Consider the following 22,553-nt stretch of genomic DNA (forward strand, 5'->3'; position numbering starts at 1 on the left):
TTGATTTAAATATAGGATTATTTGCCTCCCAATAATTTTTGAGTTCCGGGAAGCAACAGCACAATCAACAAGATTGTGCTTAAGATCGGCGCCGGGAGGAACATCGAGAAGCGCTGGACCTCCGCTACATTATGGATGCCCATCGGATATCCGCCGATCATGGACATGACGGCGGCAAAGATGCCCACCGGAATCGACCATGATTTCTGTTTGAACGCCGCAAAGATGAAGACCGCCCAGGCGGCCGCGCCCCACCAATTAACCTGTTGCGATAGGATGTACATTCCATTCCAAAAAGTATTTGGATTTTGGGCAAATGTCTCTGCCGACTGGAAGGTGCTCTGAAATTTGGAAATCGGGGCTACGCCGTCAATGAAGGTCAATACATACGCCAGCCCGGCTGTAAACGTTAATCCTATGATCTTTTTGTCCACACCGCCGATGATGAGCATCCCAAACCACATGACCGCGGCCAGAAGAAATACCCAGAGCGTGGGGACGGGCAAGCCGCTGTCAGCGGCAGGAATCATCGGAAAGAACCCGGCGAGCAGGAGAATGGTCGCGGCTATGGCGCCCCAGAACCATGCCCAATCCTGCTTCTTTAGAAAGCCCCATAGAACCGAGGCTGAAAGCGCGCCAGCCGCCGTTCCCAGCCAGCCCAGCACCGCGTAAACCACCCGCACGGTATTGCTCTCCTCCCATTCCCCAGCGTCGAAATGGGTGTGAATGACCGTGTTATAAGTTGCAGCGAGGAAATACAGGCATAGAATCCCTGCCACGACGCCAAGCGCCGCCAGCGCAGCTCCGAGTTTGTAATTGTTTTTCAAATTTGGTTCTCCTTGTATCCTATCTGAAGAGTGAGCGAGCCATCCCGCGCGCAGGTGTTGAGACATTCCATGCAGCGCACACATTCGGGATGGTCGAGTTGATGCGGCACGTCGGCGATGTCCATCGAACACTCGATGTCACAGCGTCCGCAGTTGTTGCAGTGATGATTGTCCATGACGAGGCGCATGGGCGAGATTTTGTTGAAAATTGCCAACGCCGCGCCGAGCGGACAGAGATATTTGCACCAGAAGCGTTCCACAAAAACCGAGCCTGCCAAAAAGACTGCAAGCGTAATCCACAGCAACGCGGTCATGTGGAGGCCGAACACGGCACGCACGGGGCAGAAATCGCGCAGGGGCGGGAATGCCATGTAGAGACTGGCCATCAAAATCACCAACAACGCCAGATATTTTGAATAGCGCAGCGGACGATCTACAATGGCGGGCAGGCGCAGGGACAAATTGGCCTTGTTCTGCCTGCCGCGGATGTGCTGCTTTTCGCCGAAGAGTTTCCGTGTCCACCCTGCCACGAAATCCTGGATTGCGCCCAGTCCGCACAGCCAGCCGCAGAAGGCACGTCCTGCTGCGAGGGAGACTCCCAATGTGCCGAGCAGGACCGAGAAGTTGAGCAGATTGGTGGATTTGAGCGTGTGCCCGCTGAAGAGATAAGGCAGGATGGTTTCGATCCCGCCAAAGGCGCAGAACGAATCGAACGAGCCGCCGCGTGAGGCTTCGCCGGGCATGATATGTCGCAGTCCAATGACCAGCGTGCCAATGACCACCATCCATTGAATCGTTCGGCGGCATTTGGCGAGCGAGAAGGGCTTTTCAGGAGTGGCGGCGTTCATGCCAAAGTCTCCAGTGTCAGGATAAGTTGCATCAGTGCGCTTCTTCCGTGACCATCGCCGCCGCGTTCGGGTCCGAAGCCAAGCAGGATGCCGATCAACAGGAAAATTACATACGCGGTGATGATGATGGCGGGGTAATAGCGTGGGTGAATTTTCATTGGGTTTGACCCTCGCCCCTATTTTTTAGGGGCGAGGGCGTTAGGAGAATGCGCCGAGTTACTCCTCGGCGGTCAAAGCCTGCTTGAATTTCGGGAAGAGCAGGACAAATAACAACCCGATGATGACTGGCAAGCCGTAGGTGTAATCCCAGGCTGTGGACTCCGTCATGGTGAGGCGGATGATCTGCATCGGAACGTCAATTGCCACAAGGGAGGTCACCGAGATTAAAGCCAGCCACCAGCCGGAGAATTTGCGGGCGGCGATTTGGTAGATGGCAACGAACAGTAATATCACGCAGATCCACTGAATGGGTTGTGACCATGCCAGCACCCAGGTCCCCAGTCCGTCATACATGGGCTTTCCGGGACGTGTCAACAGCGTGCGCAGATTGCCGGTCCCGACGATGAATGCATGTGTGGTCAGCATCCCTGCAAAGGTCAGTGCCAGGAATTGACCCCATTTCAACCATTTATCCACGTTGCGCAACAGGATGAACGTCCAGAAGAAGATCAGCCCTACGATCGAGACCGCTGTTGGAAGGGGAAACCCGTCCACAAAGGAAACATAGGGCATCATCATGAACATCCCGCCTGCGGATGGGAAAGCCGACGCCAGCAATCCGGCTGGAAACGACCACTCCTCCCCGCGATAGATCGGACCGGCCAGCCAGAGCAGGGCAATCCCGCCGATGAAGATCAATCCCCGGTATAGCGGAAAAGCGTAGGAAAAGATCAGAATCCCGCTGGCATAGGCGGGTTTTTCCGCTGAAACCACCTGCAATGCCGCAATGACCCGCTCCAATGAGGTTTGGATCAGGAAAGGCGCGGCAGCGACCATGAACAAGCCGACCACGACAGCCAGTACGGCAAGGATCAGGCGTTTGTTTTGAGAAGTGTCTTCCATGGCATCCTCCATATAGAATGTTTTGGTTTATATGTGAAATGTATCACAACAATAATCGGGTTTCTTTGCCTTAAGGCAAACGCAGAATAATGATGGACAGGCAACTCATACGAGTTGCCTGTCCTGTGTTTTGATTCTTTCGCTTGTTAGTCCTCGTAAACTGTCACGGTGAAGAACCCGTCCATATCGGCTTTATCCAGAACGAATTTCGCCCTGTCGTTCCAGTATGCCTGATAATCAGCGGCCTCTTCAGGAGTGGCTGTGCCAGCCGCCATCTTCTTCCCCATTTCCATGCGCGCAGGGGTCGGGATGGGCAGGATGATCACAAGGTTGAACTTTACACCCACTTTCGCGCCGGTATCCAGCCGTGTAAAGATCCATTCCCGCATCGGTGGGAGTTGTCCGGTTGGCTCCTCGGCATAGACCATTTTGTTCTGGCGCACAAATAGATTGTTTACCTGCCCAAACTCGGAGCCAATGAAGCCGGTGTGAGGGGAAGCACCGGTGACAAAGGTGATGATCTCGCCAAACACCCCGACGAACCATTCATCCTCAGCCCCAGGGGCTTCGACCGCGATCTGACCGCGCACGGGGATTTCCCCATTGGGATACAGCACTTCAAGCGCTTTGCGGGTGATCGTCCAGGCACCCGTGGTCGCGCCGCAGGAATGTCCGGCTAACTTGACGGCTTCCTCGTAATAGTAGGGAACGGGTCCCGCGGTCTGACCAAAGATGTCGAAATACGGTTCAGTCATCATGATCGGCGGCACTTCGGTGATGTACGCCTGATCCCAGGCAAAGCCCTCGACCGACGCGGGTGCAGACTTTTCGATGCTCGCGTCGGGGGCGGCAGTGGGCTCCTGGTAGACTTTGACATTGAAGAAACCATCCAGGGTATCGGCATTTTCGAAGACGAATTTCGCCCTGTCGTTCCAATATTCATGGTAATCAGCCGCCTCTTCAGGAGTGGCTGTGCCAGCCGCCATTTTCTTCCCCATTTCCTGGCGTTCGGGTGTTGCCACCGGGGTAATGACTGCAAGATTGAAGTTAACGCCCACTTTCGTGCCGGTATCCAGACGGGTGAAGATCCATTCCATCTGTGGGGGAGGCGTTCCGGAGGGTTCGTCCCTGTAGACCATTTTGTTCTGGCGGACGAATAAATCGTTGGTCTGCCCGAACTCCGCGCCGATGAAACCCGTCTTGGGAGATGCGCCGGTCATGAAGGTGATCACCTCACCAAACACGCCGACGAACCATTCGTCCTCAGCGCCGGGAGCTTCGACCGCGATCTGTCCGCGCACGGGGATTTCCCCATCGGGATACAGCACTTCGAGCGCCTTGCGGGCTATCGTCCAGGCGCCCGCGGTTGCGCCGCAGGAATGTCCCGCCAGTTTAACCGCGTTCTCATACGTGTAAGGGACTGCCACCTGTGACTGCCCAAAGATCTGGAAATACGGATCGATCATCCAGATGGGCGGGATCTGCGTGATGTAGTCCTGTGTCCACAAACCAGCCTGCTCCTCGGCGGGTGGCGCCTCTTCTTGGACTTCGGTCGGTTCCACAGAAGCCGGAGCCTCAGTGGCGGGCGGCGGCTGGCTGGTCACGGCGGGCGCGCAGGCGGATAATATCAATGCTGCTGTGATCAACGCCGCAAATACAAAATGCAGTTTCTTCATTTCTTCGCTCCTTTGTATTGAGAATGATTTGTGTGGCGACGGAAATTCCGCGTCAATTTATATGTGAACATTATCACAAATAGATGACAACCTCTTTGCCTTAAAGCAAATCCGGGACCAGTTTGCATGTACTGGACCCGGATTGCAAAGGAGAATGCGTCTAGCCCGAATATTCTGTCAACAGGCGTTGTTTGAAAAGCGGGATGAGCAGCATGACGACGATACTGAGTCCAAACAAAGCTCCCAAGAGATAATCAATCGTGGCATGACGGACGTAATGGGTGGCCCCACTGGCGACCAGGGTTACTAGTCCGCCAATCAAGCCCGTGTACCATCCTGACATTTTCTTTTCGCCTAGCAGGTAGATGGCGGCGATGCACAGCCCCATTCCGACCCAGAGACCCAGCCAGCCGAAGAAGGTGATGGCGATTCCCTCGGCAAACAGGGGGCGGGCGGGGTGTCCGTACAGGATGCGGAAGGCGGCGTGGCCGTTGGCGAAGTTTTCTGCGGCTGTGACGCCCAGCATAAGGAAAACGAGGAAGTCCACGGCCTTTTGAGTCAGGTCCACTTTTTCAGCGAGGAGAATGGCGAAGTACGGGATCAAGCCAACGGTCATGATGAAGACTGCGGGAGGAAATCCGCCTTGTGCACTGCCGACAAAGTTCATCCATGGCACGATCATATATGCGCCGCCGATGGCCGGTACTGCCAGACATAGCAATGCCAGGCCGCGCGTCCACCTTTCGCCGCGAAACAGTGGAAGCGCGATCACCAGCAGGGCGATGCCTGCGATGAGCGACATTGTGCTCCAGAATGGGAAAAAGAAACTGACCAGCCAGACAGTGTAAGCCAGCAGGGGCGCCTGCGGGTTGCCCTCCGCGGTGAACTTCTCGATGCGTGCCTGTTGGGCTTGGACAATTGGATTGACCATGTCGAACCCGATGAAGGGGATGACCACGATCATAAGAATTGCGGCGATCACTACAAGGGTGACGACTGCAAGTCGTACCTGGCGGGATGTGGAAAGTAACATTTGTCCTCCGTTATTGTGATTGCCCTGAACATCCTTCAGGGTATGATAATATGTGCCTATGGTATCCATCTTTCTTCCTTCCCGCCTTGACTTTTGTCAATAAATTGTGACACAGTGACCTATATTTCGAAAGGAATGAGAACCATGCCCCCATTGATCACGTTATTGGAAAACGCCGAGGTCTTGGGGAAATTCACAGAAAGTCAAAGGACATACCTGGCTTCGCTTGCTGTTCGGCGGGTTCTGGAGCGCGATGAAGTGCTTTTCTGGCAGGGGGACGATTGGAGGAATGTGTTGTTCATTGCTTCCGGCAAGTTAAGGTCTGTCATCCATGCGCCGGACGGACGCAGTTATGTGGTTTCCACCTGGGGTGAGCAGGAGGAGTTTTGGGCGCATACGCTTTTCGACTCTGAACCCATGCCATCCACCTTGGAGGCAGTTCAGGAAAGCGTCATTTATCAATGGAATGGCGAGGATGTTCTTCAAATCCTGTTCGACAACCCCGATGCCATCCGCGCCTTGCTGGGTCGAAAGATAAAATTGATCCGCAAGCGGCGCGAAACGATCTTTGATCTTGCTTTCCACCCGGTAACAAACCGGCTGGCAAAATTACTATTGGAACATGTGCCTGCTTCGGAAACCTCGGCGCAGCGCGACCTGACCCTCGATCAGATCGCAGCCATGGTGGCCTCCTCTCCTGAAGTCGTCTGCCGCACCCTCTATCAATTACAGCGGGACGGGATGCTCCATGTGACACGCGCCAGCATCACCTTGCAGGACAGGGATGCGTTGGAACGTTTGGTCGGTGTTGAGTAAACTTCTCCACCGAACCGGAAATCCCTGCAAATAGGAGGCTCACCGATGAAAGACCTTCCCGACCTTCTTTCCAAGAATCCTGTTTTTGCTTCGTTCTCCCCCGCCGACCTGCGGGAAGCGGCGGGCTTGGCATCCACCCGTTCCTATCTAAAGGGTGAGAAAGTCATCCTCTATGGGGACGCATGGCCCTATCTTTTTCTGGTCAAGAACGGGGAGATCGAAGCGATAAAGGAATCCGGAGAGGGACGTGTCCTGCGCGTGGCATCCTTCGAGGTTGGCGAACTTTTTTGGGGGCTGGCGTTCTTCCACGATGATGCTCCCATGCCTGTCACGCTGGACGCGCGCGAGGATAGCTCGCTCTACCTGTGGTCGCGAAAGGACATCCTACCCCTCCTGCTTCGCAATGGAAAAGCTTCCTGGGAACTCAGCCGCCTGATGGCGGAACGGATGCAACGTGCCAGCGAGATTTTGGAAGGACTGGCATTCCAGCCGGTGGCAAGCAGGCTGGCGCGGCTATTGCTCGAAAACTTTGGGACTGCAGGCGATGCCGCCATCTCACGCCACTTGACGCTCGACGAAATGGCGGCACACATTGGCACAACCCGCGAGATGGTCTGTCGTGCGCTCTACGGTTTTTCGGATAAAAAGCTTATCGAAGTCACGCGGACCGAATTTGTGTTGACCGATCGTAAAGGACTGGCGCGTTTGGTCGAACGCGGCTAACCCAGCGACAGGTTGATGTGATGCATCCAGCGTTGGCACTGCCGGCAAGATCACTTGCCGTGCTCCCTAAAAGCATAAACCATGCAAACTGACATTCTCCTCAATCGATTAAAAGACTTCGAATTCCTGCACGGACTGGATCGCGAAACCCTCGCGACTCTGTCAAAATCCGCTGTGTGGAAGGTGTTTTCACCCAATGCTGTAGTGTTTTGGGAGGGGGATACGGAAGCCAACTTATATTACCTGCAGTACGGTTCATTGAAAGTATTGAAAACTTCACTGGATGGACGTGAGCAGGTTTTGCGTTTTTTGGATACGGGTGAGATTTTCAACGAGGTCGGTGTGCTGGCAAAACGACCCAATCCCGCGACGGCAGTGGCATTGGAAGAGTCTGGAATCTGGCTTATCCCACGCCATGCATTGGAAGAGGTCGTGCTTAAATATCCGCAGACAGCATTGCAGATCATTGGCAACATGGCAGATAAGATCATCGAACTGGTCACACTCGCGGCGGACTTGTCGTTGAAAACCGTGGAAGCGCGCTTTGCCAAACTTCTGCTGGATTCAGCCGAAGGGGATGTGATCGAACGCCGCCGCTGGACAAATCAAACGGAAATGGCGTCGCACCTTGGCACGGTCCCCGATGTGTTAAGCCGAGTCGTCCGCGAGTTGACAAAGGCAGGGTTGGTCGAAATGGACAAACAACACATCCGAATTCTAGATCGCGCTGGGTTGGCAGAGCGGGCAATGCTGAGGGGAGAATAAGGTTCGAGTTTGAAAAAACCTACAATAGTCGGAGAAAGAAGCGGGGAAAGGATGGCTAACTAATTCTCAATAAAGCAAGGTCAAGTGATTTAAGTCACAGACATTGTTCTGTTTCTCACTTACATTTGTGTCATTAGTCACATTTTCAGGAGAAATAGATGAAATCCGAACTAAAGTATGCCCTAGTTTTTCTAGGGTTGATCTTGGTTGTATGGGCATGTGCCCCCGCCGAAGAATTGGAACCTTTTGAACCTGTGGAATTAAAACCACAGGCAGTGGCGGATGCGTTTGCAAAAGGCGGATGCGGCGCCTGTCATGCCATCCCTGGCATCCCCGGCGCGGTTGGCGTGATCGGTCCTGATCTGTCAACCATGTCAGAAACCGCCGCAGTACATCTCGCTGCTGAAAACTACACTGGCAAGGCAGGCACCACATTTGAGTATATTGTCGAGGCGGTTCTGCAGCCAGACGCCTTCGTGACGAATAACTGCCCAACAGGAATCTGTCAATCCGGCCTGATGCCCGCCAATCTGAAAGATGTTTTGAACGGAGAAGAAATTAGCATGATCGTTGGATATCTCGCCTCCCTGCCCGGCGGCGAAACCTTGATGACAGATGCAGAGGTAATGGTTAGCACTGCTGATGTTGATCTCAGTGACGAGGATTTTGCATGGGCAAAACAGACTTTTTTTGATCGCTGTGCCGGCTGTCATGGAACGATGCGTAAAGGCGCCACGGGCCCTTCTCTGACCCCTGACCTGACTCTGCCAAAAGGAACCACTGCCCTCGCCTCGATCATTTACAACGGCACCCTTAAAGGCATGCCCGATTGGGGCAGGCAGGGTTTCTTTACGCAGGAACAAACCGAGATCATGGCAAAGTACCTGCAGAATGAGCCGCCCACTCCCCCTGAAATGTCTCTTGAGCAGATGAAAGCCACATGGCAGGTGTTCGTTGCCCCGGAAGACCGCCCCACCGAACCACAAACCATGCGCAACTGGGAAAATTACTTCTCTGTCACTCTGCGTGATGCGGGGCAGGTTGCCATCATTGACGGCGATACCTATGAAATCGTGGCCAAAGTCGATACTGGCTATGCTGTTCACATTTCACGCATGTCTGCAACAGGGCGTTATGTCTACGTGATCGGGCGCGATGGCAAACTTGCTCTCGTCGACTTGTGGATGGAAACCCCCGAAAAAGTGGCTGAAGTGCAAACCTGCTACGATGCCCGCTCGGTGGAAGTCAGCAAATATAACGGCGAACTGGGAGACTTTACCGATAAATATGCGATTGTCGGCTGTTACTGGCCATCCCACTTCACCATCATGGATGGGGAAACCCTCGAACCGTTCAAGGTGGTCAGTGTGCGCGGTTATACCGTGGATACCAACACCTATGTCGGCGACCCGCGCGTGGCGGCGATTGTTGCCTCTGAATACAAACCCGAGTGGATCGTCAACGTCAAGGAAACCGGGCAGGTCTGGCTGGTCAACTACCAGGATCCGATGAATCCCATAATCAAAATGGTTGGCTCCGCACTCTACCTGCATGATGGCGGATGGGAATCCACAAAACGGTATTTCATGGTTGCGGCGAATCAATCCAACAAAATTGTTGTAGTTGACGCGCTCGAAGGCGATCTTGAAGCAATGGTGGATACGCCTGAAATTCCTCATCCCGGACGCGGTGCAAACTGGATCGATCCTGAATTCGGTCCCGTTTGGAGCACATCCCACCTTGGTTCCGCCTCCTTCATCGCCATTGGCACTGACCCTGATGGACATCCCGACAGCGCATGGAAGGTCGTCCGCAATCTCGAACTTCCCGGCGCAGGCAGTCTCTTCATCAAGACGCACCCGAACAGCAAATGGATCTGGGTGGATCTGGTCCTCAACTCCGATGAAGTTCTCCAGCGCACGATCTGTGTTGTTGCCAAGGAAGATCCGACCAAGACCTACAAATGTTGGGAAGCCGCCGACTATGGTCGCGCCGTCCATTTTGAGTACAACCAGGATGGCACCGAGGTCTGGGTCAGTATTTGGGGCAGCGCCGACCAACCTGGCAAAACCGGCGAGATCGTCATCTACAACGATGAGACCCTGGAGGAGATCGCCCGTATCAAGGACTTGATCACGCCCACAGGTAAATTCAACGTCTATAACACCGTTCATGAAGTGTACTAAATCGTGGCAATCACAACATGACCTGTCAGTTGCTGACAGGTCATGTTGTTTTTCTGAAAGGTGAAGCGGGGGATGCTTCGGGGAGATCAAGGATTGGGCTGAAAAACCCGACTAAAGTCGGGGTGGGAAGCGGGGGGAAGGAGTAAAGTAAGCGCATATCAGAAAGGAGCGATATGCCAGACATCTATTTCGCTGACACAAAATCAAGAGCCGTCTTTTCGGCAGAGGGTCCCAAGCCGCAATTTCTGGTCGACACACCACAGTTCAAGGCACTGGTCGTCGGCTTGGAAGCAGGCGGACAAATTCCCCTTCACCTTGGTGAGGCGGCAATGTATCACTTTCTCGAAGGGGAAGGCTTGATGACCGTCGATGACGAAAGTTTCGCCATCAAACCTGGTGTGACGATCATTGTGCCGAGCGGCGCGAAACGCGGCATGAACGCGAAAACGCGCGTTGTCTTTTTAGGATCCAAAGGAGAAAAATAATGCCTATTCCATATTTGATCACTACCCTGCTCTTCACATTCGTTGCGCTGTTCATGGCAGCGGACGCCTCATTCGTCAGCCTGAACCTGATTAGCGCATTTCCCGCTCTGCGTTGGGTGCGCGTGCATTTCATCACCCTCGGGCTGATCTCACAGGTTGTATTTGGGTTACTGCCTTTGCTGGTCGCTTCGCTTTCCAAAAAGCCGCGCCCTGCCATGCGCTGGGATATTTGGCTGACACTCAATGGCGGCTTCGTGGCACTCATTGCAGGTTTCGCCAGTGTCAATCATCCGTTGATCTTCACGGGCGGCACACTGGTCTTCGTCGCGGCAACCCTGTTGCTCTTTCAACTATGGAACGTGCGCGGCGGTGACGCGCCTGCCAGCCTCAAGTTTTACATTACAGGTATCTTCTACCTGCTTGTTGGCATCATCGTCGGCACAGGCTTGTGGCTGAACTGGAGTGAAGCGCTTTACATTCAAGTGCCGCTTGAAGTTCACATCCATGCCAACTCGTGGGGGTTCATGTCACTCGTCTTTGCGGGTCTGCTCGTGGACTTCATTCCAATGGTCACGGGTCGTCCGCTTGGCAGCGTGAAAGAAGTTTCGTTCATCTTCTGGGGCATGTCACTCGGCGCACTCGGTCTGGTGATCGGTCCGTGGCTGGGCGGTAGTTTGCCTCCCACCGTATCAGGTTTGATCCTGCATCTTGCTGCAACGATCTGGCTGGTCGTCCTGTTGGGACGCGCACTCAAAGCAAGCGGACGTCTGGACAGTGCGGGTGGCTGGCATCTGCTTGCTTCGTATCTCTGGATCCTCGCTCCCGTGCTGGTCGCGCCCCTGATCCTGCTTGGATTCATCAAAGGCGGTCCCGTCGAATCGATAGCGCCTCAAGCCTTGATTTATGGCTGGGTGCTGCAATTTGGCATTGCCCTCGTCCCCTACATTGCGCGCAAATACTTCCTCAAGGAAGAGAATCCGCAACTCGGCGGCTCATGGATGAGCATTGCGGCTGTCACAGCGGGGAGCATCTTCGTATGGGTGAGCATCTTCCTCGTCCCGATCCGAGGCGTGTTGTATGGCATCGGCTTCGTGCTTTACGCGCTGTCGTTACTTCAGCCCGTCAAGGAACTTTTCCAGATTACGCGAGATGGTTTGCATAAACACGAGATGGCGTAGATAAAGATAAGAGGGTTGCGTTCTTACACGTGACCCTCTTATAAAGAGGCGAAAAAAATGAAGATTACAAAGGACACGCGCGTGTCCGCCATCCTTGAAGAGTATGGCGACATTGCGGACGTGATGGAAGTTTTTGGAATCAAGCGCGTGGGACGATATTCCCTGCGCATGCTGGCGGCGAAGGCGGTCACGGTCGAATGGGCAGCACGAATTCATCGTGTACCCTTGAACGAATTTCTCGACATTCTTGATCGCGCCATCGGCAGGAAGCAGGATCAGAAAAAGGCAGTAACATGAAAACAAATCTCAACAAGATCGCGGCCGTTCTCGCGTTCATCATCGGCGCAATGGCAGTTTTCGCGGGCGGACAGGTTTTGCTCGGCAACCTTCCTGATTACTATGTGATCAACTGGCTGCCTGTCTATAACTATACGGTCGGCATCCTGACTGTTTTCGTCACCGCCGTTCTCATCTGGAGCGGGCACAGGCTTGCCATGCCTCTCGCTGTCGCCACGTTTGGCGTCCATGCGCTGGTCATGCTCATCCTGCAAACCACCCACCGCGACGTGGTGGCAATTGACAGCATCGTGGCGATGACAATTCGCATCATTATCTGGCTCATCATTCTTCTGCTAATGTATTTTCATTCGCGAAGCTGAAGTTGTTACATATCAACATCCCGCCTTAACAGCTCTTCCACCGTTTCCCTGCGTTGGATTAGGTCTGCCCGATCATCATCCAGCATCAAAACCGCGGGTTTGCATGCGCCGTTGTAATTGGATGACATGCTCAAATGATACGCCCCGCTCATTGGAATGGCGATCAAATCGCCATCTTTGATGGTTGGCATGGGCAGGTCTTCGATGATCACATCGCCCGACTCGCAATATGGTCCCGCGATGGATACGCTCTCGCTTCTTTCTCCACTCACGCCTGATACCGGCAAACAGGAGTATCTCGCCTCGTACATGGCATGGCGTGGATTATCCGCCATGCCGCCATCAATCAGTATCCAAGTTTTATTTTCACGCCGTTTGACCACTCCCACGCGATAGATGGCCACTCCCGCTCGCGCTACGAGACTGCGTCCCGGCTCCAAATGCAGGCGGGGGAGGTCAAGCCCGCGTGATTGACAGCCTTCGATAACGGTTTCTGCAATTCCGCGCACATAACTATCAATGGATGGATGTGGTAATTCACCTTCGTGATACGCCACCCCCCATCCGCCTCCGGGGCAGAAATGCCACTCTTCATTGAATCCGATTTCCTTTGCGAGATCAAGCGCCATGTCAATCGCAGGGATGAGCGGCTCCGGGTCGCGGAAGTTCGAGCCTTGATGGAAGTGGATTCCTTTCAATGGCAAATTGTGTTCCCTGCAAAAACTAGCCGCTTCAAGAATTTCTTGTAGTATCATGCCGAATTTGCTTTCCTGATGGCCGGTCTGCGTGTGCGCGTGGTGCGTAGAGACTGCCACCCCGGGCAGGAGTCGCAGCCAAAGATCAGGGAAAGGGGATGAGTGAAGAGTGAATAGTTCCGACAGGCGTTTGAGTTCGGTTGGATTATCGACCACGAGCGTGCCCGCATGTTGAAATGCGGATTGCAGGTCTTTGTCGGATTTATTTACTCCATGAACCAGAATATTTTCACGCGGCACACCCCCGGCACCGGCAATGGCAATCTCGCCTTCGCCGGTGCAATCAACATGCAGATCATGTGTCTGTGTCCATTGCGCGATGGCAGTGCAGAGGAATGCCTTGCCTGCATAGGTGACAGAAGCAGGCGCGGGGTAGTGGGAAGCGAGCGCAGTTTTATATCCTGTTGCCGCATTATCCATTGTCGCCTTGTCATAGACATATAAGGGCGTGCCATATTCCCCGGCCAATTTTACAAGATCAAGCCCTGCAATTGTTAGGATGTCATTTTTGATCTCCGTTAAAACGGGGAAGAGGTCAAGCCTGTTCATTTTTTTTATCGAGGTCGCCTGCAGGAAAGATCTGGTTTTTGCCGAGCCGCTTTGCCATGAGTTCAGCTTGGTCGGCCGCAAGCAGGAGACCCGCAGGCATCTTGCCATCCTGGGGGAACATGGCAATCCCCATGCTGAGCGTGAAGCCAGAGATGCCTTTGCCTTCAATGGGTGGTTCAGGAGCGCTCGCCTGGGCCGCATGGTGCAAACACCTTGCAAAAGCCAAGGCGCTTTGCTGATTTGTGTTTGGAGGGATGATCACAAACTCGTCACCGCCGTATCTTGCGGCCATATCGTATTTGTGCAGATTGCTGCGAATCAGATCCGCCGTTGACTTGAGATGAACATCTCTTGCGGGGTGCCCCCATTGGTCGTTGTACTCCTTGAAAAAATCCAGGTCGAAGATGATAAGCGAGAGCAGATACCCAAGCCGTCTGGCTCGTTCCACTTCTGCGGTCAGAGTTTCCTCAAAGGCGTGGCGGCTGGAGAGCGTGCGGACGGCATCGGTCATGGCCAATACTTTCACCTGCACTCGATCTATGATTAATCACTGAAAGAATAAATCCCACCAAACTTCCCAATTTTGCATGGACGTGGGGGCCGGGATGGGGGTGCTGGCGATCACAGGCACACTGCCCGGCTGTCCCACGGGAATGACAGGCTGGTCGCCATCCTGCAGATAATGTCCCTCGGTGCGTGCCCATTCCTCAACCGCCGCATCCGACTCGGCATAGGCAACCCGCGTTTGCAGTGCCATTTGGGTCTGCATTGCCTGGGTGGCAAGGACGCGAACCTGATCGCGCTGGTCATTTAAAAGGTTTAATTCCTCAAGACGCGCATTGAACTCGATAACAAACAGGATCAAAATGAAAATACCGGCAAAAACTGCCGCTCGCCGAAAGTTAAAGGAAATTTGAGGCATGGCTTTATCTTAATCGTATTTTCCCGCAATTGCAAACCCTTTTATGGTACAATCCTGCCCCGCAGGATAAAATCCTGCATAAGCAGGGCGTTGTACCCTTCGTCCTGACATTCCACTGCCAGAAAGGGATTAAAGAAAATGAAAGTATTGCTTGTTAAAGATGTCTACAAATTGGGACGCGCCGGAGATATCAAGAAAGTAGCTGACGGCTACGGGCGCAACTTCCTCATCCCGCAGGGATTTGCCGTGCTCGCCACCGTGGGCGCAATGAAACAGGTGGAGAGGATCAAGGCGCAGGCTGAGGTCCGCCGCAGTGCCCAGAACAACGAACTCAAGGGAATTGCCGACCAGATCCAGGAAGTCACGCTGATCTTCCCGGCCAAAGCGGGCGATACCGGTAAACTCTACGGATCCATCACCACTCAGGACATTGCCACCGCACTTACTGAACAGGTGCGCTTTGAAGTAAAGCGCCAGCAGGTGGATATTCAACCCATCCGCTCGCTCGGCGAGTTCACCGCGCACATCCGACTGACCATGGATCTTGTCCCAGAGATCAAGATTATCGTCCACCGCGAAGGTGAAAGCGTCGAGAGTGCAATGGAACAAGCTGTGGAGGAGAAAGCTGAAAAACCTCACAAAGGTTCCAGCAAGCCCAAAGAAGAACCCGTAATTGAAGAACCGGCAACTGAAGAAGCAGTTGCCACAGCCGAATAAAAAAAGACACATCACCGGCGCAAGTCGGTGATGTGCGTACTAGGCAGTAAAATACATCCATGCCAGAATCGATCGGGCAACGCCTGAAACAGGCACGCGCAACAAGATATCTTACGCTTGAAAAAGCGTCTGAAGCCACGCGCATCCGCACCGTCTTTTTGCAGGCCCTGGAAGCGGATGATTTTTCCGTCATGCCTTCCGCCGCGCAGGGACGCGGTTTTTTGCGCAATTATGCGGATTATCTCGGGCTGGATATTGATGAGATCATTGCGGAGATCCAGCGTAATGCGCCCGTGCCTTCCGAGGTGAGCGGACCTTTGTCGGAGGTCAATCTTGTCGAGATGGAAATCCCGCCATTAACCGATTCGCGGGATGAGAAGCCAGCGCATCCTTTCCTGGCCTGGCTTGGCCGCCGTCCGAAAGCAGAACCATCCACCGAAACAGCATCCCCTGAACCTGTGCATGAGGAGGGACTTCCTCCGCAAGCAGAAGTGATCGAGATAAAAGGTGAAGATGAGGCACTGCCGGTCGAGCAGGAGCAGGCTGAGGTTAAGAAAGAAGCGAAGCCGGGTCTGATCTCAAAGGTAAAATCCCTTTTCCAATTCAGCATCAGGAAAACAGAATCAGAAACAACTCCTGAGATCGAGGAGGAAAACGAACCTGAGGCTGCACCGCAAATAATAAAAGAAACCCCTTCCCTGCCTGCGAACGTAATCTTTGCAGAGATCGGCGCAAAGCTGCGTGTGCGGCGCGAGATGCTCAGCCTGACCGTGGAAGAAGTGGAACGCCATACGCGTATGCGTGCGGTGTTCGTGAAGGCGTTGGAGGCAGGCTCGTTCGACACCTTGCCGTCGCCTGTGCAAACACGCGGGATGCTTGCAAATTATTCCACCTTCCTAGACCTGGATACTGAAACCCTTCTTTTGCGTTTTGCGGATGCATTGCAGGCAAGGCGGCACGAGAAATATGGGGAAACGCCGCGCGACAAGATTCAAACCGAAGTGATCACCTCCATGCCCTTCCTGCGGACTTTTATTGCGGGGGATTTGATCTTCGGCATGATGATGATCGTTATTCTTGCAGTGCTTGCGATCTGGGGGGTGGGGCGTGTGCTCTTTTTGCAGGATGAACGCAATAACGCTGTTCAAGCCACCGCACCCTCGATTTTGGATGTGATTGGCGATGGCCCAGCGACTCCCACGCTGGAATTGACCATTGTGACAGTCGGGGCTACCCCTCTCGGCGGAGAGATATTGTCCACGCAGGATGCACCGGCACCGGGCGCCAATGCCAATGTGGTGGTAAGCATTTTCGCGGTGGAACGTACTTTTGTGAGAATCTCGGTGGATGGCCAGGTGGCCTTTGAAGGGCGCATGTCCCCGCGTGAGACAAAGGTCTTCGAAGCCGATGACCAGGTGGTGGTGTTGACCGGTAATGCGGCGGCCCTGCGAATCACATATAATGGACGCGATCTGGGGTTGATGGGCGGCGTAGGCGAGGTGGTCAACCGGGTGTATCTGGTCTCCGGCGTTGCGACGCCGACCGCAACCATCCCGCCGACTGAAACAAATACGCCGCTGGTCACACCCTCCTTGACCCCCACAGTCACCCCGACGGTCACACCACCGGATGGCGGATAGGTTTTATTTATAGTCAGGAAAACAACATGTCAAAAAACACCTTTCATTTAGTGTCATTGGGCTGTGCGAAAAATACGGTCGATTCGGATTCAATGGCGCAATTGCTTTTGCGCGACGGCTATCGTTCGATGGATGACCCGTCGCAAGCGGCCGTGTTGATCGTCAACACCTGCGGTTTTATTGGTCCCGCCAAGGCTGAATCCTATCGCGTGCTGGATGAGCTTGCCAAATCCAAACGCAGCGGGCAGGTGCTGATTGCGGCAGGCTGTCTGACCCAGCGCTACGGTGTGGAAGTGGCGCAAAAAGTCCACGGTATCGACGGTATTCTTGGCACGCGCCGCTGGATGGATATTGTGCAGGTGGTGAAGGAAGTACGCAAAGGGACACACCCTGAGCCGATCTATCATTTGCCTGAAACGGCGACCGTTGGCACGGATGAATATGATGCGTTGCGCGTCAGTGTGGCCGGCGCAAGTGCCTACATCAAAGTGGCGGATGGCTGCCGCCGTCCCTGCGCGTTTTGTGCGATTCCGCTTATCAAAGGCACGGCGGTTTCCCGTCCTGTTGAGGCGATCATTCATGAAGCGCGGACGTTGCGTGATGCGGGCGTGCGCGAACTTGTATTGATCGCACAGGATACAACAGATTACGGCCACGACCTGGGCATGAAGGACGGACTCGCACTCCTGCTCGAACAATTGACGGATGCCGTTCCCGATGTGGATTGGATCCGCATCATGTATGCCTATCCGGGCTACATCACGGATAAACTCATCGAAGTAATGGCAACGCGGGAGCAGGTTTTGCCCTACCTGGATATGCCGCTCCAGCACGCGCACCCGAAAACTTTGTACCGCATGAAGCGTCCGTCCAATATGGATTGGGTATACAAAACGCTGGGAAAAATGCGCGCGACCGTGAATGACCTGTCCATGCGTACGACGTTTATTGTTGGTTATCCCGGTGAAACGGATGAGGAATTCCAGGCTCTGTATGATTTTGTGAAGGAGATCCGCTTTGACCGCGTGGGAGCCTTCCAGTTTTCCTTCGAGCCCGGGACAACCTCCGCGCCTTTGGGCGACCCGATACCCGCTTCCGTTAAACAGGAACGGTACGAACGCCTGATGGAACTCCAGCAGAGCATTTCGCTTCAGGTGAATCAATCGTATGTGGGTAAAACGTTGGATGTATTGGTGGAGGGTTTCGACAACGGCATATCCATTGGTCGTTCCTACCGCGATGCCCCTGAAATTGACGGCATGGTCGTCATTGAAGGAAACGCTACAGTTGGGGAGATCGCCCCTGTGAGGATCACCGGGGCCATGGCCTATGACCTGACGGGCGTCCTGGCGGAACAACCAACACTGATAAAAATATAAATACAAGAAGCCCCGGCCATAAAGGCCGGGGCTTCTTGTATTATGATAGATTACGATACCCTTGCCAGAGCAGTCGCTCCGAGGATTAACGCAGAGAGCAGTAGATTGACCCGCAGGATGAGCAGCTCCTTTTGCTGCAATCTGGCCAGTTCATTCTCATCCGCCTTCTCTTTTTTAAGCAAAGTACGCTGTATGGCGGGCAGCACCTCCCAGGTTTGGATCGCGCTGACCACAACCATGACGACGGCCAGCCCATGCTTGACGAGGATTGCCAAAGACCATTGTGTGCTGAGCGAGAGAAAGCCGTCATAATGCGGACTGGTGCTGAGCTGGAAGAGCCCCGTCACCAGCAGGATGCCCATGCAGAACCAGGCGAGCGGCTCCAGCCGCTTTTGCAGGGCGGAGATAAAGCCCAATTGGTCAGCCAGCTTCAAGGTCCGTTGCGAAGCGGGCAGGACGAGGATGTTGATCGCGGCGAGACTTCCGATCCACGTAACGGTTGCCAGCATGTGCAGCCAGAAGATGACGGCCAGGATCCATGTTGAAGGTGCGGCCATGCTAGGGTGTCGGCGTTTCTGTTGGAGGCTCGGTGGGCACTTCCGACGTGGGTGTTTCCGTGGGGATGATGATCTCCGGTGTTACGGTGGCCGGATAGCAAATCAGCTGGGCTTCATTTGCATTGCTGGCCGAGGCTGCCTCCAGAGCACCGATTGCGGTGGCGTTTTGATACTGTTCATACGCGCCGCAGTAATCCCCCTTTAGGTAGAGTTCATCGCCAAGGCGCATGTATGCAGTGTATAAGCGCTGCGAGGCGGTCATGGTTCCGTCCCACAGGGAAGGCCAGCCTGCGCCGACTTGTGAGAAGTAAAACACTGCCTGCTGCCAATCCAGATCCCAGAAACTTGCGCCGGTGATATAGATGCGTGCGCCTTCCCGTAATCCATTGGAAGTGTTATCCAACGGACCAAACCGCTCGGCAAGCGTCAGGTGGTAAATACCGCCTTCGAGGTTGCCTTGCTTGGTGATCAGGTCATATCCCTGATTGCGCAGGGCGAAATAATACATGCCATCCACCTGCGCGGTTTTGAAACCGGGGTCGAGTTTGCGGATGGTATCCAGCGCCTGCAACGCGCCAGCCCAGTCCTGTGCACGGACGAGCTGCTGGGCACGTTGAAATGCTTCATCCGCCCCGCTGAAATCGGGGGTGGGGGTGAGTGTGGGAGTCGGCATCGGGGTGGGCACAGAACTCAGAATTAACACCTCGGTCAATTTTTCCGCTGCGCCGGGGAAGCCGGGATCTTTCGAAATGATGAATTCGAGGCGCTGCCTTGCGGCTTCATAGCGCCCGAATTCAATATCCACCAGCGCGAACGAAAATTGTTCGGAGACTTGTTTTGTAATAATGCTTTTTTCCGCGGCGGTGCGGGCGCCAATACCGGACGAATATCCGCCAAATGCGCCCAGCCCGATCAGCAGAAGAAATCCTAAAATGCCGGTTAATATGGAACGCCAGGGCGCCGTTTTCCTGACCGGCTTGATCGGTTGGGTGTCGTCTTCCTTGAAGGGTTGATTCGGTTGTGTAGATTCAGTGTGTTCAGACATGAGAATGATTATACTTCCCTTTGAATACCCGGAAAAATTTCTTATTTTTGTTTTAGCAAACAGACCTTTGGGATCTCGCTGTATAGTAGACATCATCGGAAAGAAGATGATCTTCCACGAAGGACACGAAGTTCACGAAGAAAGAAAAGAAATTCGTGATTCTTCGTGAACTTCGTGGATAAAAAGTTAATTCCGATAAAGGTTATTACATATTGAAAAGTTGCTTTGCCTCCGGCCAGACAATCACCAGCGAGATCAAACCGCCGATGACCATGCCGATCAAAGCAGTGACAATGGCACCACCGGGCAGGTACAGCGCGATCGCATAGGTGACCACGCCACCGACGACCGCCGCAAACAGACCCTTGATGATGGCGCTGTTCGTCTTGAGCGGCTCATGTGTGCGGCGGGAGAGCCAGACGAGCAGGATGACCGCTTCGATCAGCAGGGCGATCTCCGCGAAGGCGATGATCGGTGCGCCGATCTCCTCAAAGAAGATGACGCCCGCGATGCCAATCCCCAGAAACAGGGCGAGACGAATAAGAACTGCATAGAGCGGGATCATCGGTTCCTTGCGGGCGTAAAACGCGCGGACTGCGACCTCATGAATCACATAGCCTGTCAGGGTTGCCAGGTAGGCGCGCGTGGTCCACGTAATGAGGGTTGAGGTGGCTTCGTCGAAGCCAAAAACGGCGCGCACGAGCGGATTGATCCCCGCTGCCATGACTGCTGCAATAGGGAGCGTCAGGGAAATTAACACTCGTAGAGCCCGCTCCACAGTAGCGCCGAATTCCTTCCAGTCATGCTTTGCGGCGAGTTCCGAGAGAGTCGGCAACAGCGCGGTGGCGATGGCGGTTCCCAGAATGGTTTCGGGAACCTGCATGATCATCCAGCCGTAGGTCAGGGACGTGACTGCGCCGACCTGGTCCAGGCGCGAGGCGAGATTGTCGCGCGCGATGAAGATGAGTTGAATGCCTGCCATCGTGAACAGGCGCGGAGCCATCAACTTGACCGCCTCGATCAAACCCGTGTGGCGGAGGTCCAGCGAGGGCGTCCAACGGAAACCGAACTTGAACAGCATCGGAGCCTGCACAAGCAGATGTAGCGCTGCGCCGATGATAACGCCATACACCAATCCATAAATCCCATACCTCGGCACCAAAACCAGCGCGCCAAAAATATGACCGACATTGTACAGGCTTGGCGCGATGGCAGGCATGACGAAATGCTGGTTTGCCTGAAGCGAAGCCATCACCAGCCCGCTGATGGAAAAAATCATCGTGGCGATCAGGTTCAGCCGCATTAACTCCGCCAGCAAAACGCGCTGGTCCGCGTCGAAGCCCGGCGCAATGCCGATCTCTGCGTCCACGATCTGCTGCGCGAAGATGGCGACCAGCAGCGCAAAGATGCCCGTCACCACAAACCCAAAGTTTGCCACGCGCGAGAACAAATCCCATGCCGCGGCGCGGTCTTTGGTGGTCAGATATTCCGTCAACAGCGGGATGAACGCCATCGCCAGCGCGCCGCCGGAGATCAAAGCGAACAACAGGTCGGGCAGGTTGTTCGCCGCGTTGAATGTATCCAGCAGATGCACCCGGTCCCTGTAAATTCGTGAAACGATCATCGTCTCCACGAACGCCAGCACCTTGTTGATGAAAAAGAAGAACGCCACGATCAGGGAGTTGCGGGCAAGGCGCGAAAGTTTATTCATTCAAATTCCTTGATAAAAGTCAATCCGCTTTATCTGAAATGATCTCGATGCCCGGCAGTTTATCCGCCAGCATATAGGTCTTATGTATCAACACCGGCAGGCATTGCGCACAAATATACTTCGTTTCATTTTTGAATATCATGTGCAGCAATGGGGTCTGGTCGTCCGTGCGGTTGCAGCTCAAACATGCCTTTTCTTTTTGTGTGGTCATACTTCTCCTAAAACGTTCCCTTGACCATGCCGCCGTCCACGCTCAACATGACGCCGGTGATGTAGGATGCGGCAGGGCTGACGAGGAATACAGCGGCATTGGCGAACTCTGCGGGTGTTGCCATCCTCCCGAACGGACTCTCTGCTGCCTGCCGCTTCGCCTCCTCCTCGACCGTGGAGTTGTTCGCTTTTGCCCGAACCTCCAACAACTCTGTGACTCGTTCGGTCTCCGTCCAGCCTGGAATGATGGAGTTGACGCGGATACCTTCCTTCCCCAAGTCCAGCGCGAGGGATTTCGTCAAGCCAATGGTTGCCAGGCGGATGCTGTTCGATAGGATCAGGTTTGGAATTGGTTGTTTCACCGAAAGCGAGGTGACCGTGAGAATGCTGGCGGCGTTCGACTTCCGCAAATGGGGAAGCGCCGATTGTATCAAACGCACGTGAGCCATCAGGCACAGGTCGATGCCTTTTTGCCAGTCTTCCTCGCTGAGTGACTCCAGTGCGCCGGGCTTCGGTCCTCCGGTGTTGGTGATCAGAATATCCAGTCCGCCGAGGGATTCCGCTGCCTGATGAACCAGTTTCTCGGGTCCATCAGGCAAACTGACATCGCCAGCAAGCCCGATTGCCTGTGACCCCGTTTCCTTTTGCAGTTTCTCCGCCTTTGTTTTAATTTTTCCATCCTCCCGCCCGTTGATGGCAACCTTGCAGCCTTCCTTTGCCAATGCCAGAGCGGCGGCGTAGCCCAGTCCCTGTGACGAACCAGTGACGAGGGCGCGTTTGTTTTTTAGGTGTAAGTCCATGGTTTTCTCC

General features: G+C 54.2%; 25 protein-coding genes. 11 read left to right on the forward strand and 14 right to left on the reverse strand.

Annotation, left to right across the window (positions count from 1 at the left end; translation table 11 throughout):
• Positions 1-17: 17 nt before the first annotated feature.
• The 6 genes from QY332_07475 to QY332_07500 form a co-directional block, all read right to left on the reverse strand.
• Positions 18-827: a hypothetical protein gene (locus QY332_07475; GenBank protein WKZ37772.1), complete on the reverse strand. Its 810-nt coding sequence runs from the start codon at positions 825-827 to the stop codon at positions 18-20.
• Positions 824-1,675, reverse strand: a complete 852-nt coding sequence (locus QY332_07480) for a 4Fe-4S binding protein (GenBank protein WKZ37773.1) — start codon at positions 1,673-1,675, stop codon at positions 824-826. The genes QY332_07475 and QY332_07480 overlap by 4 nt, the downstream gene beginning before the upstream one ends.
• Positions 1,672-1,833, reverse strand: coding sequence for a hypothetical protein (locus tag QY332_07485; protein ID WKZ37774.1), 162 nt, complete (start codon positions 1,831-1,833; stop codon positions 1,672-1,674). Before QY332_07485 ends, QY332_07480 begins: the two co-directional genes overlap by 4 nt.
• 58 nt (positions 1,834-1,891) lie before the next feature.
• On the reverse strand, positions 1,892-2,737 hold the full coding sequence (locus QY332_07490; GenBank protein ID WKZ37775.1) for a hypothetical protein: 846 nt from the start codon (positions 2,735-2,737) through the stop codon (positions 1,892-1,894).
• A gap of 146 nt (positions 2,738-2,883) precedes the next feature.
• Complete coding sequence (locus QY332_07495; GenBank protein ID WKZ37776.1) at positions 2,884-4,413, reverse strand: hypothetical protein; 1,530 nt, start codon at positions 4,411-4,413, stop codon at positions 2,884-2,886.
• A 160-nt stretch (positions 4,414-4,573) separates the two neighbouring features.
• On the reverse strand, positions 4,574-5,446 hold the full coding sequence (locus tag QY332_07500) for a hypothetical protein (GenBank protein WKZ37777.1): 873 nt from the start codon (positions 5,444-5,446) through the stop codon (positions 4,574-4,576).
• A 144-nt stretch (positions 5,447-5,590) separates the two neighbouring features.
• On the opposite strand from QY332_07500, the gene QY332_07505 reads away from it, so the two are divergent.
• From QY332_07505 to QY332_07540, 8 genes are all read left to right on the forward strand, one after another.
• Positions 5,591-6,262 carry a Crp/Fnr family transcriptional regulator gene (locus QY332_07505; GenBank protein ID WKZ37778.1) on the forward strand — a complete coding sequence of 224 codons (672 nt, stop codon included), beginning with the start codon at positions 5,591-5,593 and terminating at the stop codon, positions 6,260-6,262.
• A gap of 45 nt (positions 6,263-6,307) precedes the next feature.
• Positions 6,308-6,985 (forward strand): Crp/Fnr family transcriptional regulator, encoded by a 678-nt coding sequence (locus QY332_07510; protein ID WKZ37779.1) that lies wholly within the window; start codon positions 6,308-6,310, stop codon positions 6,983-6,985.
• A gap of 81 nt (positions 6,986-7,066) precedes the next feature.
• Positions 7,067-7,750, forward strand: a complete 684-nt coding sequence (locus tag QY332_07515; GenBank protein ID WKZ37780.1) for a Crp/Fnr family transcriptional regulator — start codon at positions 7,067-7,069, stop codon at positions 7,748-7,750.
• A gap of 158 nt (positions 7,751-7,908) precedes the next feature.
• Positions 7,909-9,936: a cytochrome D1 domain-containing protein gene (locus QY332_07520; GenBank protein WKZ37781.1), complete on the forward strand. Its 2,028-nt coding sequence runs from the start codon at positions 7,909-7,911 to the stop codon at positions 9,934-9,936.
• Between the two features lie 173 nt (positions 9,937-10,109).
• Positions 10,110-10,421 (forward strand): cupin domain-containing protein, encoded by a 312-nt coding sequence (locus tag QY332_07525; GenBank protein ID WKZ37782.1) that lies wholly within the window; start codon positions 10,110-10,112, stop codon positions 10,419-10,421.
• Entirely contained in the window at positions 10,421-11,599 is a 1,179-nt protein-coding gene (locus QY332_07530; GenBank protein WKZ37783.1) for a hypothetical protein, read from the forward strand. The genes QY332_07525 and QY332_07530 overlap by 1 nt, the downstream gene beginning before the upstream one ends.
• A 57-nt stretch (positions 11,600-11,656) precedes the next feature.
• On the forward strand, positions 11,657-11,896 hold the full coding sequence (locus tag QY332_07535; protein ID WKZ37784.1) for a DUF1858 domain-containing protein: 240 nt from the start codon (positions 11,657-11,659) through the stop codon (positions 11,894-11,896).
• Complete coding sequence (locus tag QY332_07540) at positions 11,893-12,258, forward strand: hypothetical protein (protein ID WKZ37785.1); 366 nt, start codon at positions 11,893-11,895, stop codon at positions 12,256-12,258. The genes QY332_07535 and QY332_07540 overlap by 4 nt, the downstream gene beginning before the upstream one ends.
• Before the next feature lie 5 nt (positions 12,259-12,263).
• Here the strand turns inward: QY332_07540 and lysA are convergent, their stop codons facing one another.
• The 3 genes from lysA to QY332_07555 are packed head-to-tail and all read right to left on the reverse strand — an operon-like array spanning position 12,264 to position 14,484.
• The gene (lysA, locus tag QY332_07545; GenBank protein ID WKZ37786.1) at positions 12,264-13,562 is read right to left on the reverse strand and encodes a diaminopimelate decarboxylase; all 1,299 of its coding nucleotides are present in this window, start codon (positions 13,560-13,562) and stop codon (positions 12,264-12,266) included.
• The gene (locus QY332_07550) at positions 13,549-14,073 is read right to left on the reverse strand and encodes a GGDEF domain-containing protein (protein WKZ37787.1); all 525 of its coding nucleotides are present in this window, start codon (positions 14,071-14,073) and stop codon (positions 13,549-13,551) included. The genes lysA and QY332_07550 overlap by 14 nt, the downstream gene beginning before the upstream one ends.
• 36 nt (positions 14,074-14,109) lie before the next feature.
• A complete protein-coding gene (locus tag QY332_07555) occupies positions 14,110-14,484 on the reverse strand; it encodes a hypothetical protein (GenBank protein WKZ37788.1) in 375 nt (124 codons plus the stop codon).
• A 138-nt stretch (positions 14,485-14,622) separates the two neighbouring features.
• On the opposite strand from QY332_07555, the gene rplI reads away from it, so the two are divergent.
• Genes rplI through rimO form a run of 3 tightly spaced genes read left to right on the forward strand, consistent with a single transcriptional unit; the run spans position 14,623 to position 18,220 of the window.
• On the forward strand, positions 14,623-15,201 hold the full coding sequence (gene rplI, locus QY332_07560; GenBank protein ID WKZ37789.1) for a 50S ribosomal protein L9: 579 nt from the start codon (positions 14,623-14,625) through the stop codon (positions 15,199-15,201).
• Between the two features lie 59 nt (positions 15,202-15,260).
• Positions 15,261-16,841, forward strand: a complete 1,581-nt coding sequence (locus QY332_07565; GenBank protein WKZ37790.1) for a DUF4115 domain-containing protein — start codon at positions 15,261-15,263, stop codon at positions 16,839-16,841.
• A gap of 26 nt (positions 16,842-16,867) precedes the next feature.
• Positions 16,868-18,220 carry a 30S ribosomal protein S12 methylthiotransferase RimO gene (gene rimO, locus QY332_07570; GenBank protein WKZ37791.1) on the forward strand — a complete coding sequence of 451 codons (1,353 nt, stop codon included), beginning with the start codon at positions 16,868-16,870 and terminating at the stop codon, positions 18,218-18,220.
• A gap of 50 nt (positions 18,221-18,270) precedes the next feature.
• On the opposite strand, the gene QY332_07575 is transcribed toward rimO, so the two are convergent.
• The 5 genes from QY332_07575 to QY332_07595 form a co-directional block, all read right to left on the reverse strand.
• On the reverse strand, positions 18,271-18,777 hold the full coding sequence (locus QY332_07575) for a CopD family protein (GenBank protein ID WKZ37792.1): 507 nt from the start codon (positions 18,775-18,777) through the stop codon (positions 18,271-18,273).
• Between the two features lies 1 nt (position 18,778).
• Complete coding sequence (locus QY332_07580; GenBank protein ID WKZ37793.1) at positions 18,779-19,822, reverse strand: hypothetical protein; 1,044 nt, start codon at positions 19,820-19,822, stop codon at positions 18,779-18,781.
• 205 nt (positions 19,823-20,027) lie between these two features.
• Positions 20,028-21,533, reverse strand: a complete 1,506-nt coding sequence (murJ, locus tag QY332_07585) for a murein biosynthesis integral membrane protein MurJ (GenBank protein ID WKZ37794.1) — start codon at positions 21,531-21,533, stop codon at positions 20,028-20,030.
• A gap of 19 nt (positions 21,534-21,552) precedes the next feature.
• Positions 21,553-21,744, reverse strand: a complete 192-nt coding sequence (locus tag QY332_07590) for a hypothetical protein (protein WKZ37795.1) — start codon at positions 21,742-21,744, stop codon at positions 21,553-21,555.
• Positions 21,745-21,751: 7 nt separating this feature from the next.
• Complete coding sequence (locus tag QY332_07595) at positions 21,752-22,543, reverse strand: SDR family oxidoreductase (protein ID WKZ37796.1); 792 nt, start codon at positions 22,541-22,543, stop codon at positions 21,752-21,754.
• Positions 22,544-22,553 lie beyond the last annotated feature (10 nt).

The sequence above is a fragment of the Anaerolineales bacterium genome (assembly GCA_030583885.1).
GTDB lineage: Bacteria > Chloroflexota > Anaerolineae > Anaerolineales > Villigracilaceae > Villigracilis.

Bases quoted from the DNA above. Each gene is read 5' to 3' on its own strand.
- QY332_07535 (WKZ37784.1), top strand. From the start codon at position 11,657: ATGAAGATTACAAAGGACACGCGCGTGTCCGCCATCCTTGAAGAGTAT.
- QY332_07490 (WKZ37775.1), bottom strand. From the start codon at position 2,737: ATGGAAGACACTTCTCAAAACAAACGCCTGATCCTTGCCGTACTGGCT.
- QY332_07595 (WKZ37796.1), bottom strand. From the start codon at position 22,543: ATGGACTTACACCTAAAAAACAAACGCGCCCTCGTCACTGGTTCGTCA.
- QY332_07580 (WKZ37793.1), bottom strand. From the start codon at position 19,822: ATGTCTGAACACACTGAATCTACACAACCGAATCAACCCTTCAAGGAA.
- QY332_07590 (WKZ37795.1), bottom strand. From the start codon at position 21,744: ATGACCACACAAAAAGAAAAGGCATGTTTGAGCTGCAACCGCACGGAC.
- QY332_07510 (WKZ37779.1), top strand. From the start codon at position 6,308: ATGAAAGACCTTCCCGACCTTCTTTCCAAGAATCCTGTTTTTGCTTCG.
- QY332_07480 (WKZ37773.1), bottom strand. From the start codon at position 1,675: ATGAACGCCGCCACTCCTGAAAAGCCCTTCTCGCTCGCCAAATGCCGC.
- QY332_07530 (WKZ37783.1), top strand. From the start codon at position 10,421: ATGCCTATTCCATATTTGATCACTACCCTGCTCTTCACATTCGTTGCG.
- QY332_07525 (WKZ37782.1), top strand. From the start codon at position 10,110: ATGCCAGACATCTATTTCGCTGACACAAAATCAAGAGCCGTCTTTTCG.
- QY332_07515 (WKZ37780.1), top strand. From the start codon at position 7,067: ATGCAAACTGACATTCTCCTCAATCGATTAAAAGACTTCGAATTCCTG.
- QY332_07520 (WKZ37781.1), top strand. From the start codon at position 7,909: ATGAAATCCGAACTAAAGTATGCCCTAGTTTTTCTAGGGTTGATCTTG.
- QY332_07555 (WKZ37788.1), bottom strand. From the start codon at position 14,484: ATGCCTCAAATTTCCTTTAACTTTCGGCGAGCGGCAGTTTTTGCCGGT.
- QY332_07550 (WKZ37787.1), bottom strand. From the start codon at position 14,073: ATGACCGATGCCGTCCGCACGCTCTCCAGCCGCCACGCCTTTGAGGAA.
- lysA (WKZ37786.1), bottom strand. From the start codon at position 13,562: ATGAACAGGCTTGACCTCTTCCCCGTTTTAACGGAGATCAAAAATGAC.
- QY332_07485 (WKZ37774.1), bottom strand. From the start codon at position 1,833: ATGAAAATTCACCCACGCTATTACCCCGCCATCATCATCACCGCGTAT.
- rimO (WKZ37791.1), top strand. From the start codon at position 16,868: ATGTCAAAAAACACCTTTCATTTAGTGTCATTGGGCTGTGCGAAAAAT.
- QY332_07575 (WKZ37792.1), bottom strand. From the start codon at position 18,777: ATGGCCGCACCTTCAACATGGATCCTGGCCGTCATCTTCTGGCTGCAC.
- QY332_07495 (WKZ37776.1), bottom strand. From the start codon at position 4,413: ATGAAGAAACTGCATTTTGTATTTGCGGCGTTGATCACAGCAGCATTG.
- rplI (WKZ37789.1), top strand. From the start codon at position 14,623: ATGAAAGTATTGCTTGTTAAAGATGTCTACAAATTGGGACGCGCCGGA.
- QY332_07505 (WKZ37778.1), top strand. From the start codon at position 5,591: ATGCCCCCATTGATCACGTTATTGGAAAACGCCGAGGTCTTGGGGAAA.
- murJ (WKZ37794.1), bottom strand. From the start codon at position 21,533: ATGAATAAACTTTCGCGCCTTGCCCGCAACTCCCTGATCGTGGCGTTC.
- QY332_07540 (WKZ37785.1), top strand. From the start codon at position 11,893: ATGAAAACAAATCTCAACAAGATCGCGGCCGTTCTCGCGTTCATCATC.
- QY332_07500 (WKZ37777.1), bottom strand. From the start codon at position 5,446: ATGTTACTTTCCACATCCCGCCAGGTACGACTTGCAGTCGTCACCCTT.
- QY332_07565 (WKZ37790.1), top strand. From the start codon at position 15,261: ATGCCAGAATCGATCGGGCAACGCCTGAAACAGGCACGCGCAACAAGA.